Below are 17,297 nucleotides of genomic sequence, written 5' to 3' on the forward strand. Positions count from 1 at the left end.
GGGATGCTCTCGTTGTGGCAGTCCGGCGCCTACCGGCTGATGGATGACGACGTCCCATACCCCAGCGCCCTCCCCACTGCAGAGGGCGCACCTACACCATACAAGGATGACAACGGGGCAGTCCGGAGCGAAGGCTCCGGACCGCAATCGTGGGCGCGCGCAGTCAGGGCCACTGCGACGATGGGCGACCTACAAAGATCAACGGCCTAGCCGCCAGAACTGCATCGCCTTCCGAAAGCAACATTCCCCAAAGCACATTCCCCAAAAGCAACATTCCCCAGAGCAACATCCCAGCAAACTGCCACCCCAGCAAAACCTCACCCCCCGACCCGTTCCACCTCCCACGCCCGCGGCTTCTTCACCGCCCACGGCTGATATCCCTTCACGTCGCTTCGATAAGCCCCGATATCCAGCCCGTTATAAAGCGGAATACTCGGCACGTCCGCCAGGAACAGCTTATGCAGCTGATCAAACGACGCCTGCCGCTTCGCGTGATCCGTATCGACGGACGCCGCTTCCACCAGCTTCAACGCTTCCGCGCTATCCCAGATCTTGCGCGGCTGCTTGGTCTTGTCGCCCGTCACCATCTCGTAATTCAGCGCCGCGTCCAGGCGGGCGGAATACGGGAACGTCATCATCTGGTACGTGCCCGCGTTATAGCGGTCCAGCTGCGTCGCCCATTCCACCACCGACAACTGCGCATTGATCCCCACCGATTGCAGCATCGCCTGCACAATCACCGCCGAGTTATACGACTGCGGGTAGCGCTTCGTTGTCAGGATCGTCAGCGCCTGGCCCTTGTAGCCCGCTTCCTTCAGCAACGCCTGCGTGCGGGCAGGGTCGTACTCCCAGCCCTGCTTCTGCGCCGCGTCATGGTAGGGCGACACCAGCGGCACGATGGAATTGTTGGGCTGCGCCAGGCCTTCGGTGACGGCCGCAGCCAGCTGCTTGTAGTCGATCGCGTGGGCCAGGGCCTGGCGCATCTTCGGACTCGACAGCACTGGGTCTTTCGTTTGCAGCAACAGCGCCGTCATGCTCATCACCGGCGCATACGCCACCTTCACGTTCGGCGTGCCTTGCAACACCGGCACGTCGTTGTTCGAGACGTCTTCGATGATGTCGATGTTTCCGCGCTGCAACGCCGCTTTGGCGGTGGAGTCGTCCGGCACGATCATGAAGCGCACTTCATCCACCAACGGGCGCTTGGAGCCGGTGTAGCCGTCGCGCTTGCCGTCCAGGTTGGAGTAACCCGCGAACTTCGTCAGGCGGATGTATTCGCCGCGTTTCCACTCGGCCAGTTCAAACGGGCCGGTGCCGATGGGTTTGATCCACGCACCGTCCGCGCCCACGGAATCCTTGGACAGAATGCCCGTGCCGCCGCAATCCGTGCGTGCCAACGACGCCAGGAACAGGCTGCTGGGTTTTTCCAGGTGATAGACGACCGTGTGCGCATCAGGCGCTTCCACGCCGGTGACCTTGACCGTGCCGCGGCCGTCGAACTCGCTGGCGCAACGCCAGCCGGAGTTGGCGCCGGTGTAGTGTTGCCACGTCCACAGGACGTCGGCGGAGGTCATGGGCTTGCCGTTGTGGAACTTGATGCCGTCGCGCAGCGTGAACGTGTAGGTCTTGCCGTCTGCGCTGATGTCGATGGACTTGGCCAGCAGCGGGCGCACTTCGGCGTCTTCGCCATAGGCAACCAGCCCTTCAACAATGTGCAGCACCACCGCGTCGCTGTTGCTGTCGCGGTTGACGCCGGGCTCGGTCGAGCGGATGTCGGCGGTAAGCGAAATGCGCAGCGGCGGGGCCGATTGTGCAATAGCCGCGCCGGCCATGCCGGCAAGCGCCAGCGCAACCGCGGCGCTCAATTGATGGACTTTCATTGATACTTCCTTGGGTTGCGCGGACGCGGTGCCGATCAGGCGGCGGTCAGCAGTTCAGGTTCGGCGGTCAGGCTGTAGCGCGTGAACGTGCGGTTCAGTGCGGGCAGCGGCGCCACTTCCATCAAACCGGCGGCGGGTTCCATCACGACCATGGCAACCGTGGCCGACAGATTGTCGTGGCTGCCGGGACGCGGCGGGCGGCAGACGGAATAGGGGGCACCGAAGTCGTCGAACAGCGCGTGTTTCAAGTCCTCGCGCGTCAGCTGCGTTTTCTCGTTCAGCAGGCGGCGCACGCGCCAGTCGCGGTAGGCGCTTTCCGGCGTGCTGGCCCGCCCAGTATCGCGCAGCTTGCTCAACGCCACTTCACTGACCCAGTGGTTCGCGTGCACGATCAGGTCGTCGTTGCCCGGGTAGATCGGGAAGGCTTCGTCGGTGGTGCACTCGTAGTCCACGCCGAATCCCGCAGCCATGCCCAGCATGATGTTGTTCGAGCAGGACTTGGGCGTCGTGGCGACCGCCTTGATGGCCAGCGCGAAATGCTGCTGCTCAAGCACCTTGCGGCGGATCAGCGACAGCGGCACGCCCAGTTGGCGGAAGTCGCGGTCAGACTCCAGGTAGTTGGCGGTGATGGACACGCCCGCGCTGTTCAAGCCGCTGCGGGCCAAGCCGCCGGCTTCCACAAACGTCAGGATGTCCGGGCCGTTGTCGTTGCGCACGCGCAGCACGATGGCAGTCTCGGCGCACTCGGCGCGCCAGTCCCAGTTCTGGCCATGGATCAGGTTGCCGTTGGCCGAACGCGTGGGCAGGATCAGGGCGCCGGTGCAGCCGTCGCCAGGTTCCAGCTCGGCGGCCTTTTTCTTTTCGGCGCGGGCCTTGGCGACGACTTCGGTGCGGGCGTTCACCATCACGATGTCTTCAAACGGCACGTCGGCGCCGGCCGCGATGCCGCGCATTTCTTCCAGATAGTGCGGCGCGAAGTTTTCGATCTCGCGGGCGAAGTGGGCGATCAGCTGGGTGCGCGCCATGGCGTCGTAACCCAGGTCGACCAGCGTCTGGCCATACATTGCCGCGCTCTTGCGCACGCGGTCGGCGGCTTGCTGGCCATAGGAACGGCCGCGGGCTTCGGGCGTGCCGGAAACCGATACGAAGGGGAATTGCGTGATCTGGGTCATGGACGGGAAAGCGGCGCCGCGCGCCGTGTAGTCGGAAGAGGAGTCAAACTTTCAAAAATGTTAGCTTATTTTGGCGCCAATATTGCTCAGGGTTTACCCAGAGGTGCATGTCGCCCCGCCAGTTCGGCGCCGGTCACAAACGCCGCACCCGCCGCGCGGAAGCGTTCCAGCAGTTGCTCCACCTTTTGCAGCCGGGCTGCGCGACCCACGCCGTTGTCGGCTCTCGGATGCAAAGTCAGGCAAGCGTAGCCATCGACGGCCAGCAGGGCGTCGCCTTGTTCGACCCAATGGGCGTAAGCGCGGTCTTGCGTGACGCGGCGGCTGAAGTGGGTGGCGTCGCATAAGCCTTCGCTCCAGGGCAGCTCGACCATGGCCGCGCCGCCATCGGCATCCAGGTCGTAGGGCGCGTCGTCATCAATGGCGCTGCTGTCATAGCGGTAGCCCAGTTGCCGCAGCAGGGGAAGGGTGCGCGGCGAGAACGCACTGCTGGTGTAGCGAAAACCTTGCGGAGCCGTGCCGGTCAGTTCAGCAAGGCGGTCGCGAGCGCGGGCGAGCAGTTCGCCTTCGCGGTCGCCAAGTGTGCTCAGGTCTTCAAACGCGTTGCCTTGCGAGGCCGCTTCATGGCCATCGCGCAGGCTTTGTTCGAGCAGGCTGCGGCAACGTTCGGCTTCGAAGACGGGCCAGAACAGCGTGGCGCGAATCTCTTGCCGGCGCAGCATGTCCAGCACGCGCGCCAAGCCGCCGCCATAGGTGTAGCGGCCATGCGCGTCGCGGCCGTGAAGCGCGGCTTCGGGTTGGGTGGCGGCTTCGGGGCCGATGCCTTGAACGTTCAGCGTGACCAGTACGGTCTTGGCGGCGCTCATGCGCGTCTCCAGTTGTCGGGGTGAGCCAAACAATGGCGGGCGAGCGCTTCCAGCGTCATGACGTGCACGTCGAGTTGCGCGGCGATGTAGGCCAGGAAACGGTCCAGCGCGGCGGCGCGCGCGGGCGTGCCGGACCCGCCTGCCGCTTTCGGGTGCACGGTCAGGTGCACATAGCCTTCGGCTTGCCGCAACGCGTTGAATTCCTGCATCCAGTTGTCGCAGGCTTCGGCCGCCAGGCTGTGGCCCGAGAAATAAAAGGGGTAATCGTCCAGCGATACGGTGTTGTTGGGCAGCATGATGAAATCGGCATCCGCGCCGGGCAGGTAGGGACGGTCCTGATCTTTTTCGCTGGCGTCATAGCAATAGCCCAACGCCCGAAGTGCAGGCAGCGTGCGATGGCTCTTGCGGCCAGACGGCGAACACCAGCCCACCGGCGTCACGCCAAGTTCGCGTTCGATGATCCGATGCGTCTTTTCCAGCAGCGCGGGCTCTTCATCGCCCAGGTCCCAGGCTTCGTGCACATACCCATGCGCGGCGATTTCGTGGCCCGCAGCAAGGATGTCGTGGAAGGTGGCGGGGTAGTGTTCGACGTCATAACCGCAGGCGAAGAAGGTGGCGGGCATGCGGTGCCGCGCCAACATCTCCAGATGCCGGGGCACGCCGCGCCGGATGGCGTAACGGCCTGCGGTGTACGGGCCGGCGGGGAATTGCTTGCGCCCCACTTCGACGGCGGGCCCGTCCACGTGGATGGTGACGCAGACCACCGCGCGCACCGGCGCGGCGTCGGCGGCGCGCAGGCCTTGGGCGCGCAGTTCGTGGTCCAGCGGCAGCCAGGGGTTGTCTGGGGCGCCGATGACTGCGCCATAGGGAATATGAAGCATCAGGTGGCCTTGATATTGGCGTTCTTGATCAGGGTTCGCCACTTCTCGCTTTCTGTTGCGACGAAGCGGCCCAGTTCCTCGGGCGTGCCGCCATGAAGCTCCAGCCCGTTTTGTGTCAGTTGCTGAAGCGCCGGTTGCTGCAACGCGCTTTGCACCGCGCCATTCAGCGTCTTGACGATGGCCGCTGGCGTGCCGGCCGGCACGAACACGCCGTTCCACCCAATCGCTTGATAGCCCGGAAAACCAGACTCGGCCACGGTCGGCACGTCAGGCAGCGCCTGCGCGCGTTGGGCGGATGTCACCGCCAGCGGGCGCGACTTGCCGCCCTGGATGAACTGCTGCTGGTTGATCACCACATCCATCAGGATCGGGAACTGGCCGCCCAGGAAATCGTTGACGGCGGCGGCAGCGCCCTTGTACGGCACCCCGGGCAGGTCCAGCCCGGCCGTGGCTTTCAGCAGTTCCATGGCCAGATGCGCCGAGCTGCCGTTTTGCGTGATGCCGTAGAAATACTTGCCCGGGTTGGCCTTGATGATGGCCACCAGCTCTTGCAGCGTGCGCGCCGGAAACGACGGATGCACGACCAGCACATTGTTGTAGTAGCAGACCATCGACACCGGTTCGAAGTCCTTGACCGGGTCATACGCGATGTTCTCGTACAGGCTCTGGTTCACGGTATGGGTGCCCGTGGACCCCAGCGCCACGGTGTAGCCGTCGGGCGCCGAACGCGCCGCTTGCTGCGTACCGATGATGCCGGCGGCGCCGCCTTTGTTGATGACGACCACGCTTTGCTTGAGCGCTTCGCCTATGCCCTGAGCCAAGGGCCGCGCGACCAGGTCCGTGCCGCCGCCCGCGGGAAAGGGCACGATGAATTGAATGGGATGGTCGGCCGGATAGCCCGCTGCCCAGGCCCGGCCTGGCCCCACGAGCGCCGTACCGGCAAGCGCGGCGGCGGACGCCGTCAGGAAATGGCGGCGGCTCATGCCGTGCTGCGGATCATCACTGCTGCAAGACTGCTTCATGCGGTTCCCCTTGGGTTTGACTGCCTTTGTCTTTCTATGAATATCATTATTCGATAAAAATCTATCATTACCAATTAGTATTTATCTATAAATGATAAAAATAGGAAAGTAGATAGGCGTAGTCTTCAGGGTTTGAACATTCCCATAGCGGCAATCGATCAGGCACGGGATGGCCGCCAACCCCTGTGATACGCTGCGCCGGTTCCTCGTTGCTCCCTAGTCCCAAGACCCATGTCCACCCTGAAGCGAGCCCTGGCCATTCTTGACCTCTTCAGCCTCGACACCCCGGTGCTCTCGGCCGAAGACATCATTTCTCGCCTGGCGTATTCGGCGCCCACGGGCTATCGCTACATCCGCGATTTGTCTGACCTGGGTTATCTGCTGCGCATGACGGGGGGCGGCTACAAGCTGGGCCCGCGCATCATCGAGCTTGACCACCTGATCATCGACGGTGATCCGGTGCTGGGTGTGGCGCGTCCGATCATGCGCGAGGTGGTCGACCAGGTGGGCGGCGACGTGCTGCTGAGCGTGATTCACGGCCTGCGCATTTTGAACATCCATCACGAACGCGGCCCCGATGCGCTGGGCATCGCGCACGGGCGGGGGCGCGCGCATCCCTTGTTTCGTGGCGCCACGGCCAAGACGATCATCGCGTTCCTGCCGCGCAAGGACCAACGCAAACTGTATGAGGCGCACGCGGAAGAAGTCCGGGCGCTGGGGCTGGGCGACACGCAGGCCGAATTCACGGCCAGGCTGGACACGATCCGCGTGCAGGGTTTTTATCTGGGCGTGGGCGAGATCTCGCCCGAGCGCGCCGGCATCGCCGTGCCGGTGTTCCAGGAAGACCGCCGTATCTTCGGCGCGTTGACCGTGACGTTTCTGGCGACGCGCTTGAACACCATCGCGCAAGACAAGACGACGGCGCTATTGCAGTCGGCTGCCCGCCGTATCGAATCCCTGGCCTTGGCCACGCGCATCAAAGAACAGGCCCCCGCACCGTAAGCGCGGGGGCCTGTGTTCCAGCCGATGGATCGATAAGGGCGCGTCAGGGCTGCTGCGCGGCCACCTCCGGCGCACGGGTGGGCGACCCCATGGCCTGGAACAGCGCCGCCGTTTCGGTCAGGCGCGCATTGGCGTATTGCAGTTCGCGCAAGCGCGCCGCCACGTAATGCTGTTCCGCCGCGTACTCGGTGTAGGGCGCCAGCGCGCCCAGGCGCACGCGGCTGGCCGTGTTGCGATACGACTGTTCGGCCGCGCGCCGCGACGATTCGGCTGACGCCAGCGCTTGCCCGTCGGCATCCAGCCGCGCCAGGGTGTCGGCCACATCCTTGAACGCGGTCAGCACGGTCTGCTTGTATTGCAGCACCGAGGCCTCGTAGCGTTCCTTCGCCGCGCGCCGCTCCGCCAGCAACGCGCCGCCATGGAAGATGGGTTGGGTGAGCGATGCGCCGATCGCCCAGATCGAGCCCGCGCCCGATAGCGCAGCGGGCCAGCTGAAGCCCCCTTTGCCCATCGAGGCTGACAGCGACAGGCTGGGAAACAGCTGCGCGGTGGCCACGCCCACGTCGGCCGCGGCCGCCTGCACCACGGCGTCGGCGACCAGCACGTCCGGGCGCGAGGCCAGCAATTCAGACGGCACGACTACCGGCACCTGCGCCGGCACGGCCAGCATGCTGAAGGGCAGATCGTCCGGCGCCTGATCGGGGCTGCGGCCCAGCAGCACGGCCAGCGCATGGCGCGTGGCTTGCCATTGCGCGCGTAAGCCGGGCAGCGATGCCTCAAGCGTGGCGGCATCCTGGTCGGCGCTTAGCGCATCGTTTTGCGAGGCGGACCCCAATTCGTACCGCCGTTGGGTATCACGCGCCACCTGCCGCAACAGCACCACCTGCTTTTCCGTCAGCGCCACGCGTTCGGCAAGCGACGCCGAGGTGATGGCGCCTGTGACGATGTTGCCGGCCAGCGAGCGCCGTGCGGACTCCAGCTGGAATGCCTGCTGCTCCACCTGCGCCGCCAGCGACGCATTGGCAAAGCGCGCCGCGCCGAACAAGTCCAGGTCATAGCTGGCCTGGATCTGGCCGGTGAACACGTTGTAAAGCGCGGTGGGCTGCGGCAGGTTGGGCATGGTCAGCGCGCGATTGCGCGTGGCGTTCGCGCCCGCATCCACCGACGGCAGCAGCGACGAATTCACCTGCCCGCGCAACTGTTCGCGCGCGCCCGCCAGATTGTGTTCGGCCGCCGCCAGGTTGGGGCTGTTGGCCAGGCCTTCTTCCACCAGCGCGTTTAGCGCATCAGAGCCATAGCGTTTCCACCATTCGGGTACGGGCCGCGCGCCGCGCTCAAAGCGTTGCGCCACGCCGCCTGCCGACGCGCTGGCCTCGGGCGTGGCTTGCGCGCCGTACTGGGCGGGGGACGCTACCGCAGGCGGTTTGCTGTCGGGGGCGAACGCGCAAGCGCTTAGCGCCAGCAGCAGGGGCAATACCAGCGGCAGCTTTGCCGCGCGGATTGGAGGGGTTTTCATCATCAGGCTCCTCGTTCCAGCGTGTCGCCAGCGTTGGCGCCGGGCGGCACGCCTTCGGGTTCGTCGCGCTCGTCATGGCGCACGCGGAACCAGGCGGCATACAGCGCGGGCAGGAAGAACAGCGTCAGCACCGTGGCGCTGGTGATGCCGCCCATCAGTGCGGTGGCCATGGGGCCAAAGAAGTTGCTGCGCAACAGCGGAATCAGCGCCAGCACGGCGGCGGCAGCCGTCAGCACGATGGGGCGGAACCGCCGCGCCGTGGCGCCCACAATCGCGTCCACGCGCTTGTGGCCGTTCAGGATGTCTTGCTCGATCTGGTCCACCAGAATCACCGAGTTGCGCATGATGATGCCGAACATCGCAATCACCCCCAGCATGGCGACAAAGCCGAACGGTTTGCCAAACAGCAGCAGCGCAGCCACCACCCCGATCAGGCCCAGCGGCGCGGTCAGCACCACCATCATCACGCGGGCGAAGCTTTGCAACTGCACCATCAGCAAGGTCAGCACCGCCACGGCCATCAACGGCATCTGCGCGTTGATCGACGCCTGGCCCTTGGCGCTTTCTTCCACCGGGCCGCCGACTTCAATGCGGTACCCCACCGGCAATTCGGCGCGAAGGGCGTTCAACTTCTTGTCGATGGCGTGCGTGACGTCGATGCCTTGCGCGCCGCTGGTCACGTCCGCTTGCACCGTGATGGTCGGCTGGCGGTCGCGTTCCCAGATGACGCCGTACTCCAGGCCATAGCGCACGTGCCCCAGGCTGCCCAGCGGCACCGGGCCGTTGGCCGTGGGCATGGACAGCGTCGCCACGCGCGCGGGGTCGATGCGTTCGTTTTGCGGCGCGCGCAGGCTGACGTTGATCAGCTTGTCGCGCTCGCGGTACTGCGTCACGGTGTAGCCCGACAGCGTCATCGCCAGGAAATCCGAGATGTCGCGGGTGCTGATGCCTTGCTCGCGCGCCTTCTGCTGGTCGATCTCAAAGCGCACCGAGCGCTCAGAAGGTTCATCCCAGTCGAACTGCACGTTCACCGAGCGGGTATCGGCGCGGACTTCGGCGGCCACTTTCTCCGCCACCGCGCGCACGTCCGAGATCTTGTCGCCGCTGACGCGGAACTGCACCTGATAGCCGACGGGCGGCCCGTTTTCCAGGCGCGACAAGCGGGTGCGCACGGCCGGGAACTGCTCGCGCAGCATCGGCGTGAGCCACTGCGCAAGCTTTTCGCGGTCTTCCACCGAATGGGCGGTGATGACCAGTTGCGCAAAGTTCGGCGTGGCCAGTTGCTGGTCCAGCGGCAAATAAAAGCGCGGTGCGCCGGTGCCGACGAAGCTGACCGAATGATCGATCTCGGGCCGGCCTTCCAGCGCCTTCTCCAGGCGTTCCACCTGCCGCAGCGTGGCGGCAAACGACGCGCCTTCCTGCAAGCGCACATCCACCAGCAGCTCGGTGCGGTCCGAGCTGGGGAAGAATTGTTGCGGCACCAGCTTGAAGCCAGCCATCGACACGACAAAGATCAGCACCGTGCCCGCCAGCACCCAGTAGCGGCGGTCCACGCACCACGACACCCAGCCGCGCAGGCGCTGATAGAACCGGGTGTTGTAGATATCGTGTTCGTGGTCGTCGGGCAGATGCGCTTCGCGCTTGCGTTCGGGCAGCAGGCGGTAACCCAGCAGCGGGATCAACACCACGGCGGCAAACCAGGACGTGATCAGCGCAATGGCCGACACCTGGAAAATGGAACGCGTGTATTCCCCGGTGCTGGACTTGGCCAGCGCAATCGGCAGGAAACCCGCCACGGTGACGAGCGTGCCGGTCAACATGGGGAAGGCGGTGCTGGTGTAGGCGTAGGCCGCCGCGCGGGCGCGGCTCCATCCTTGTTCCAGCTTCACCGACATCATTTCCACGGCGATGATGGCGTCGTCCACCAGCAGGCCCAGCGCCAGCACCAAGGTGCCCAGCGACACCTTGTGCAAGCCGATGCCGAACATATCCATGAACAGCGCCGTGACGGCCAGCACCACGGGAATGGAAATCACCACCACCATGCCGGTGCGCAAGCCCAACGACACCAGACTCACGATCAGCACGATGGCAACCGCTTCGGCCACGGAACGCAGGAAGTCATCCACCGAATGCGATACCGCCTGCGGCATGCTGGACACTTCCGTCAGCGTGAGCCCTGCCGGCAATTGCGCCTTCAGTTTTTCGAACGTCGTGCCCAATGACTTGCCCAGCCGCACCACGTCCTGGCCCGGCTGCATGGTGATGCCGATGCCCAGCACGGGCTTGCCGCCGACGCGCATCTGGTCCACGGGCGGGTCTTCATAGCCACGGTGGATCGTTGCAATATCGCCCAGCCGGATCGACTTGCCGTTCACGCGGATCAAGGTATCCGCCAGCGCGCGGCTGTTCTCGTATTGCCCGGTGGGGCGCACGAAGATGCGGTCGTCGGCGGTGGTCAGCGTGCCTGCGGCGGACACGGCGTTCTGCGTGTTGATCGCCTGCGCAATCTGCTGCGGCGTCACGTCCAGCCCGGTCAGCTGCGTATTGGAAATTTCAATGTAGAGGTGCTCGGCCTGATCGGCGAAGTAATCAACCTTGGCCACGCCCGGCACGCGCAGCAGCACGGTGCGCAGCTTGTCCGCGTAGTCATGCAGCTGCGCTGGCGAAAAACCGTCGCCGTGCAAGGTGTAGATGTTGGTGTAGACGTCGCCGAATTCGTCATTGAAGAACGGGCCTTGCACGCCTTGCGGCAAGGTGGCCTGGATGTCGCCCACCTTTTTGCGGATTTGATACCACTGCTCGGCCACGGTGCTGGCCGGGGCCGAATCCTTCATGGTGTAGAAGATCAGCGACTCGCCCGGCCGCGAATAGCTGCGCAGGAAATCCGTGTTCGCGGTTTCCTGCAGCTTCTTGCCGATGCGGTCGGTGACCTGCTCCTGCACCTGTTGCGCGGTGGCGCCGGGCCACAGCGTCTTCACCACCATGACGCGGAAGGTGAAGGGCGGGTCTTCCGACTGCGCCAGCTTGGAATACGACAGCACGCCGAACAGCGTCACCAACGTGATGATGAAGATCACCAGCGGCTGGTGCCGCAGCGCCCATGCCGACAGGTTGAACTTGCCTTCGTCGTGGTGCTGGCCCGGGCCTTGATCCGCGGCGCTCATGACGCGAAGTCCTCGGGGTGCAGCGGCGCCACGGGCCGAACCTTTTCGCCCGCCGACACGGTGTGCACGCCTTGCCAGACCACGCGTTCGCCGGCCTTGACGCCACCGGACAGCGTGACGGTGCGCGCGTCATAGCGCAGCACTTCGACGCGGCGCAGTTCCAGCGTGTTGGCCTCAGGCTTGACGACCCAGACGGCCGGGTCCTTGGCGTCATGGAACAAGGCGGTGGCCGGCACGGTATAGGTCTCAACGTCGGCGGCGCTGCGGTTGTCGAAACTGATGTTGGCCGTCATGCCCAGCCGCACGTCCGGCGACGGCGATTCCAGCGTGAGCTTGACGCGGTAGGTGCGGCTTTGCGGGTCCGCTGCGGGGGCGATTTCCCGCAGCACGGCGGTGAAGGTCTTGCCGCGCAGCGGGCCCAGCGTGACGCTGGCGCGTTGGCCAACGGCAAGCCCCGCCAGCACGCTTTCGGGCACGTCGCAAATAGCGTCAATGTCACCCGACCAGGCCAATTGATAGACGGGCGTGCCGGCGGCCACGTTCTGGCCGGTGTCGGCTTGTTCGGCCGTGATCAGGCCGGCGTGGTCGGCATGCAGCGTGGTGTATTTCAGCTGGTCGGCGGATAGCGCGGCCTCTTGCGCCGCCTGGTCACGCTGCGCCAGCGCCGAGGCGTAGGCGTTGCGCGTCTGCTCCAGCTGGTTTGCCGCGATCAGGTTTTCGCGCGCCTGGGCGCGGTCGCGGTCCAGTTGTTGGCGGGCGTATTCCAGCTGATGCTGCGCAGCGCTTAATTGCGCCTTCGCGGCGGCGGCGTTCTTGGTGGCGTCGGCCGGGTCCAGCTTGGCCACGACTTGCCCCGGCGTGACGGTGTCGCCCAGCCGGACGAGCCGTTCGGTGATCTTGCCGCCCACGCGGAACGACAGGGGCGTGCTGTAGCGCGCCTGCACTTCGCCGGGCAAGGTCCAGGCCGGCAGGCGTTCATCGGCTTTGGCGGGCATGGCGACGACGGGCCGGGGCGCGGGCGGGGGCGCTTCGTTGCGGCCGCAGGCGGAAACGGCCAATGCCAAAGCCAACGCGGCGGGCAGCGCCAGACGGCGCGTCCAGCCGGGCTTGGAAGTAGAACAATTCACGAAACACCTCGCGGCGCGGGAAGGCAATAGAAGGAAGAGCCAACGCAAGTCAGACTCAATACGGCCTGGATTCTAATGCGGTTATGTATTCGGATACAACCCTGTATTTGAAATGTGAGCCAGTGCTAAACTCGCGCCATGTCGAAAATCCGCCTTACCCGCGAGCAAAGCCGAGACCAGACGCGCCAGCGCCTGCTCGACGCTGCGCAATCGGTTTTTCTCAGCAAGGGCTTTGTGGCCGCCAGCGTCGAAGACATCGCCGAACTGGCGGGCTATACACGCGGGGCCTTCTATTCCAACTTCGGCAGCAAGTCCGAACTGTTCCTGCAATTGCTCCGGCGCGATCACGAAAAAGTGATGGGCGATATGCGCGCCATCTTCGAAGACGGCGAATCGCGGCCCGAGATGGAAGCGCGCGTGCTGGCGTACTACAGCACGCACCATCGCGAAAACGACTGTTTTTTGCTCTGGATGGAAGGCAAGCTGCAAGCGGCGCGCGACCCGGAATTCCGCGTGGGCTTTACCGACTGCCTGCGCGAACTTCGCGCCGCCACCACCGAGTACGTGCGTCAGTTTTCCGCCCATGTGGGCACGCCGCTGCCGCTGCCCGCTGAGCAATTGGCAGTGGGTCTGCTGGCGCTATCGGACGGCATGCAGTTCAGCTATGCCTTTGATCCGCAAGGCGTCAGCCTGGAAATGACCGAGGCGGTGCTGGCGGGATTCTTCCGCCGCGTCGTGTTCGGCGACCCGGCGCCTGACGCGCCGCCGGCATTGCCCAAACCCGCTAATGGCGCTGGCCAATAACGCCGGCCGACAGCGCGCCGCCAAAAGCGCCGGCCAATAACGCCGGCCGACAGCGCCCGCCAACAGCGCGCCGCCAATAACGCCGGCCTAGGCGTCTAGCCCAGCAATTCCGAAATCTCAATCAGGTTCAGGTCCGGGTCCCGCAAATACACCGAGCGGATCTTCCCCGTGGCGCCCGTGCGCGCAACCGGGCCTTCGATGATCGTCGCGCCCGCCTGATTCAACTGCGTAATCACGTCATCCAGCGGCCGGTCAGCGATAAAGCACAAGTCCAGCGCGCCCGGCACCGGCAGGTGCGCCTTGGGCTCGAACTCGTGCCCGCGCACGTGCAGGTTGATCTTCTGATTGCCAAAGCGCAGCGCCTGGCGGCCTGCGCCGAAGGTTTCCAGCCGCATGCCCAGGATGCGGGTATAGAAATCCACCGTGGCTTCGGGGTCGGTGCAGGTCAAAACCAGATGGTCCAGGTGATCGATCATGCGCATCTCCACGTAATCACATTGTCAGCTGTGCGGTGGCCGTGATAGTAATACCTGCGGCGTGCAGCCAGACTAAGGGGGGCCTGCGCCGAAATTCTCAACCCTTGGGCGAAAGGAGAGGCTGCATGTCTTCAGAAACCCGGCCATCGACCATCAATCGGCCTGTATTTTTTCCGGCCGCCATCTTCACGCTGCTGCTCGTGGGGTTTGCAATTCTTGCGCCCAAGTCGGCGCAGAGCCTGTTCGAATCCATGCAAGGCTGGATTCTAGGCAACGCCAGCTGGTTCTACATTCTGGTCGTGGCGATCATCTTGTTGGCCGTGGTGTTCCTGGCGGTCAGCCGGTACGGCGACATCAAGCTCGGGCCGGATCACAGCGAACCCGACTATCGCAATTTCACGTGGTTCGCGATGCTGTTTTCCGCCGGCATGGGCATTGGCCTGATGTTCTTCGGCGTGGCTGAACCGGTGATGCACTTCATGTCGCCGCCGGTAGGCGAGGGCGGCACCGCCATCGCCGCACGCGAAGCCATGAAGATCACGTTCTTCCATTGGGGCCTGCACGCGTGGGCGATCTACGCGGTGGTCGCGCTGATCCTGGCGTTCTTCAGCTATCGCCACGGGCTGCCGCTGACGCTGCGTTCCGCGTTGTATCCGCTGATTGGCAACCGCATCCATGGGCCGATCGGACACGCCGTCGACATCTTCGCCATCATCGGCACGGTGCTGGGCGTGGCGACGTCGCTGGGCCTGGGCGTGGCGCAGATCAACAGCGGCTTGAATCATCTGTTCGGCATTCCGGTTGGGGTGACGACGCAGATCATCCTGGTCATCGTCACCTGCGGGCTGGCCACGCTGTCGGTCGCCAGCGGCCTGGACAAGGGCATCCGCATCCTGTCCGAAACCAATCTGGTGCTGGCGGCCGTGCTGCTGCTGTTTGTGCTGGTCGTGGGCCCCACCGTGTTCCTGTTCCAGACCTTTGTGCAGAACACCGGCGCGTACCTGTCCGACATCGTCAACAAGACCTTCAACCTGTATGCCTACGAGCCCACCGACTGGATCGGCGGCTGGACGCTCTTTTATTGGGGCTGGTGGATTGCGTGGTCGCCCTTTGTGGGCCTGTTCATCGCGCGCATTTCGCGTGGGCGCACCATCCGCGAATTCGTCACCGGCGTGCTGCTGGTGCCGGCCGGCTTCACCCTGTTCTGGATGACGGTGTTTGGCGACACGGCGATCCACATGATCCTGGTGGACAAGGTGCAAGGGTTTGCCGAGGTCGTCGAAGCCGACTCATCGCTAGCGCTGTTCGCCTTTCTTGAGCAGCTGCCATGGAGCGGCGTGTTGTCGATGGTTGCGATTGCGATGGTGGCGGTGTTCTTTGTCACGTCGGCCGACTCAGGCGCGCTGGTGGTAGACCTGCTGGCCTCTGGCGGATCAGACCGCACGCCCGTGTGGCAGCGCATTTTCTGGTCGGTGCTGATGGGGGCGGTGGCCATCGCACTGTTGCTGGCCGATGGCTTGACCGCCTTGCAGACAGCCACCATCGCCAGTGCGCTGCCGTTCTCCATCATCCTGCTGCTGTCTTTATGGGGGCTGTTCAAGGCGTTGAAGCTGGACGCGACCAAGCGCGGCATCCGGTATCAATCCCTGACCTTGTCGCGCCCGGCGCGCGGCGGCCAGTCTTGGGAGCGCCGCCTGCGCAACATGGTCATGATGCCGCGCCGCTCCCATGTGCTGCGCTTCATCAGCGATGTGGTGCGGCCGGCGCTGGAAGACGTGGCTGACGAATTGCGCAAGCAAGGCTACGCCGTTGTGGTCCGTGAAAATGAAGACGACGGCAGCGCCATCCTTGAGGTCTCGCACGGCGAGCATCTGGACTTTTCGTACGCCGTGCAGCCCGAAGCCTTCGTGCGTCCCAGCCTGACGCCCGAAGAGGCGGCCGACGAAGAAGAGCGCAAGTACTTCCGCGCCGAAGTCCATCTGCGCGAAGGCGGGCAGGATTACGACATCATGGGCTGGAGCCGCGACGCGGTCATTGGCGACATCCTGGACCAGTACGAACGCCATCGCCATTACCTGCACATGGTCCGCACCTGAACCCCGCATCCCTTCCCCCCCGAAACCGCCCGCTTGCCCGGGCGGTTTTTTTTGGCCGATAGCCCCGCTCTATTTCCTGGATTGATTAAGCCGCTTTGACGGAATTGCCGGAATCAAGGATTATCCAAGACTATTCTTGGATAAATAAGAGAGCGAATCATGAAGGCGAAATCTGGGGCATGGGCGGCGGGCGCTGTCGTGCTGGTGCTGGCAGTGGGGGGCGGGCTGGTCTGGAAGTTCGGCGGCGCATCACAAGCGGGCGGCTGGGCGATGCCGCCGGCAAAAGTTGCCGTGGCGCCGGCCGTACGGGCGGACTTTCCCATGGCGCTGTCGGGCATCGGTTCGCTGGAAGCCACGCGCCAGGTGCTGGTGCCGGCCGAAGTGGATGGCCGCGTCACGCAGATTCTGTTCACCGCAGGAGAGCGGGTGCAGGCTGGCCAGTTGCTGGTGCAGATGAATGACGCGCCCGAACAGGGCGAGCTGGCCCGGCTTCAGGCGCAGGCGCGCAACGCCCGCACTCTGCTGGAACGCACGCGCCGGCTGCTGCCGCAACAGGCGGCCACGCGTGAACAGCTGGACCAGGCGCAGGCCGATTACGACCAGGCCGCCGCCGACATCAAGCGAGTGCAGGCGCTTATCGAGCAAAAGCGGGTGAAGGCCCCGTTCGATGGTGTGCTGGGTGTGCGCCGGGTCAATCTGGGCCAGTTCGCCAAGGCGGGCGACGCGTTGGTGTCCTTGACCGACGCGTCGACCTTGTACGCCAACATCACGCTACCCGAGCAGGCGCTGGGCGCGCTGCGCGCCGGCCAGCCCGTCACGGTGACGGTGGACGCCCATGCCGGACGCGAATTCACCGGCACGGTATCCACGGTCGAGCCGCAGGTGGACCCGGGTTCGCGCACGGTGCGCGTGCAGGCCACCTTGCCGAACGCCGATGGGGCGCTCGCCGCCGGCATGTACGCCCAGGGCCGCATCGGCTTGCCCGACCGCCCCAACGTGATCACCGTGCCGGAAACCGCCGTCAGCTATAGCGCCTATGGCGATTCCGTCTACGTGCTGACGCCGCCCAAGCCGGGCGAGGACAAGGCCGCGCCCACCGTGCGCCAGGCCTATGTGAAGACCGCCGAGCGCGTGCGCGGCCGGGTCGTCGTGGCCGAAGGGCTGAACGCGGGCGACCAGGTCGTGACGTCCGGCCAGCTGCGCCTGCATAACGGCGCCGCCGTCGAGGTCATTGCCGCTGACACGGTTGCGCTGGGCGCCCCGCAACAAGCCGTGGCGCAAGCCCAGTAAT

The 17,297-nt window shown here is 64.9% G+C and carries 13 protein-coding genes; 4 read left to right on the plus strand and 9 right to left on the minus strand.

Annotated elements, in window-relative coordinates:
- Positions 1-317 precede the first annotated feature (317 nt).
- The 5 genes from HV765_RS08920 to HV765_RS08940 all read right to left on the minus strand — a co-directional run bounded on the left by HV765_RS08920 (position 318) and on the right by HV765_RS08940 (position 5,818).
- Positions 318-1,880 carry an ABC transporter substrate-binding protein gene (locus tag HV765_RS08920; protein ID WP_175169573.1) on the minus strand — a complete coding sequence of 521 codons (1,563 nt, stop codon included), beginning with the start codon at positions 1,878-1,880 and terminating at the stop codon, positions 318-320.
- Between the two features lie 35 nt (positions 1,881-1,915).
- Positions 1,916-3,052 carry a C45 family autoproteolytic acyltransferase/hydrolase gene (locus tag HV765_RS08925; protein WP_175169574.1) on the minus strand — a complete coding sequence of 379 codons (1,137 nt, stop codon included), beginning with the start codon at positions 3,050-3,052 and terminating at the stop codon, positions 1,916-1,918.
- A gap of 86 nt (positions 3,053-3,138) precedes the next feature.
- Positions 3,139-3,915, minus strand: a complete 777-nt coding sequence (locus tag HV765_RS08930; protein WP_175169575.1) for a polysaccharide deacetylase family protein — start codon at positions 3,913-3,915, stop codon at positions 3,139-3,141.
- Positions 3,912-4,796 carry a polysaccharide deacetylase family protein gene (locus HV765_RS08935; protein WP_175169576.1) on the minus strand — a complete coding sequence of 295 codons (885 nt, stop codon included), beginning with the start codon at positions 4,794-4,796 and terminating at the stop codon, positions 3,912-3,914. Before HV765_RS08935 ends, HV765_RS08930 begins: the two co-directional genes overlap by 4 nt.
- Positions 4,796-5,818, minus strand: a complete 1,023-nt coding sequence (locus tag HV765_RS08940; RefSeq protein ID WP_175169577.1) for a Bug family tripartite tricarboxylate transporter substrate binding protein — start codon at positions 5,816-5,818, stop codon at positions 4,796-4,798. The genes HV765_RS08935 and HV765_RS08940 overlap by 1 nt, the downstream gene beginning before the upstream one ends.
- Positions 5,819-6,049: 231 nt before the next feature.
- Here HV765_RS08940 and HV765_RS08945 point away from each other — a divergent pair, with 231 nt between their 5' ends.
- Positions 6,050-6,820 carry an IclR family transcriptional regulator gene (locus tag HV765_RS08945; RefSeq protein ID WP_175169578.1) on the plus strand — a complete coding sequence of 257 codons (771 nt, stop codon included), beginning with the start codon at positions 6,050-6,052 and terminating at the stop codon, positions 6,818-6,820.
- 43 nt (positions 6,821-6,863) lie between these two features.
- Here the strand turns inward: HV765_RS08945 and HV765_RS08950 are convergent, their stop codons facing one another.
- The 3 genes from HV765_RS08950 to HV765_RS08960 are packed head-to-tail and all read right to left on the minus strand — an operon-like array spanning position 6,864 to position 12,630.
- Complete coding sequence (locus HV765_RS08950; RefSeq protein ID WP_175169579.1) at positions 6,864-8,336, minus strand: efflux transporter outer membrane subunit; 1,473 nt, start codon at positions 8,334-8,336, stop codon at positions 6,864-6,866.
- 2 nt (positions 8,337-8,338) lie between these two features.
- Positions 8,339-11,503, minus strand: coding sequence for an efflux RND transporter permease subunit (locus HV765_RS08955; protein WP_054424191.1), 3,165 nt, complete (start codon positions 11,501-11,503; stop codon positions 8,339-8,341).
- Positions 11,500-12,630, minus strand: a complete 1,131-nt coding sequence (locus HV765_RS08960; RefSeq protein ID WP_254600520.1) for an efflux RND transporter periplasmic adaptor subunit — start codon at positions 12,628-12,630, stop codon at positions 11,500-11,502. The genes HV765_RS08955 and HV765_RS08960 overlap by 4 nt, the downstream gene beginning before the upstream one ends.
- A gap of 138 nt (positions 12,631-12,768) precedes the next feature.
- Between HV765_RS08960 and HV765_RS08965 the strand changes: the two genes are divergently transcribed.
- Positions 12,769-13,434, plus strand: a complete 666-nt coding sequence (locus HV765_RS08965) for a TetR/AcrR family transcriptional regulator (RefSeq protein ID WP_054424187.1) — start codon at positions 12,769-12,771, stop codon at positions 13,432-13,434.
- A 95-nt stretch (positions 13,435-13,529) separates the two neighbouring features.
- Here the strand turns inward: HV765_RS08965 and HV765_RS08970 are convergent, their stop codons facing one another.
- Positions 13,530-13,910, minus strand: coding sequence for a VOC family protein (locus HV765_RS08970; RefSeq protein ID WP_054424185.1), 381 nt, complete (start codon positions 13,908-13,910; stop codon positions 13,530-13,532).
- A gap of 125 nt (positions 13,911-14,035) precedes the next feature.
- Here HV765_RS08970 and HV765_RS08975 point away from each other — a divergent pair, with 125 nt between their 5' ends.
- A complete protein-coding gene (locus HV765_RS08975) occupies positions 14,036-16,006 on the plus strand; it encodes a BCCT family transporter (RefSeq protein ID WP_054424183.1) in 1,971 nt (656 codons plus the stop codon).
- Between the two features lie 159 nt (positions 16,007-16,165).
- On the plus strand, positions 16,166-17,296 hold the full coding sequence (locus tag HV765_RS08980) for an efflux RND transporter periplasmic adaptor subunit (RefSeq protein ID WP_175169580.1): 1,131 nt from the start codon (positions 16,166-16,168) through the stop codon (positions 17,294-17,296).
- Position 17,297 lies beyond the last annotated feature (1 nt).

The organism is Achromobacter kerstersii, assembly GCF_902859595.1.
In the GTDB taxonomy this organism is placed as follows: Bacteria; Pseudomonadota; Gammaproteobacteria; order Burkholderiales; family Burkholderiaceae_B; genus Achromobacter; species Achromobacter kerstersii.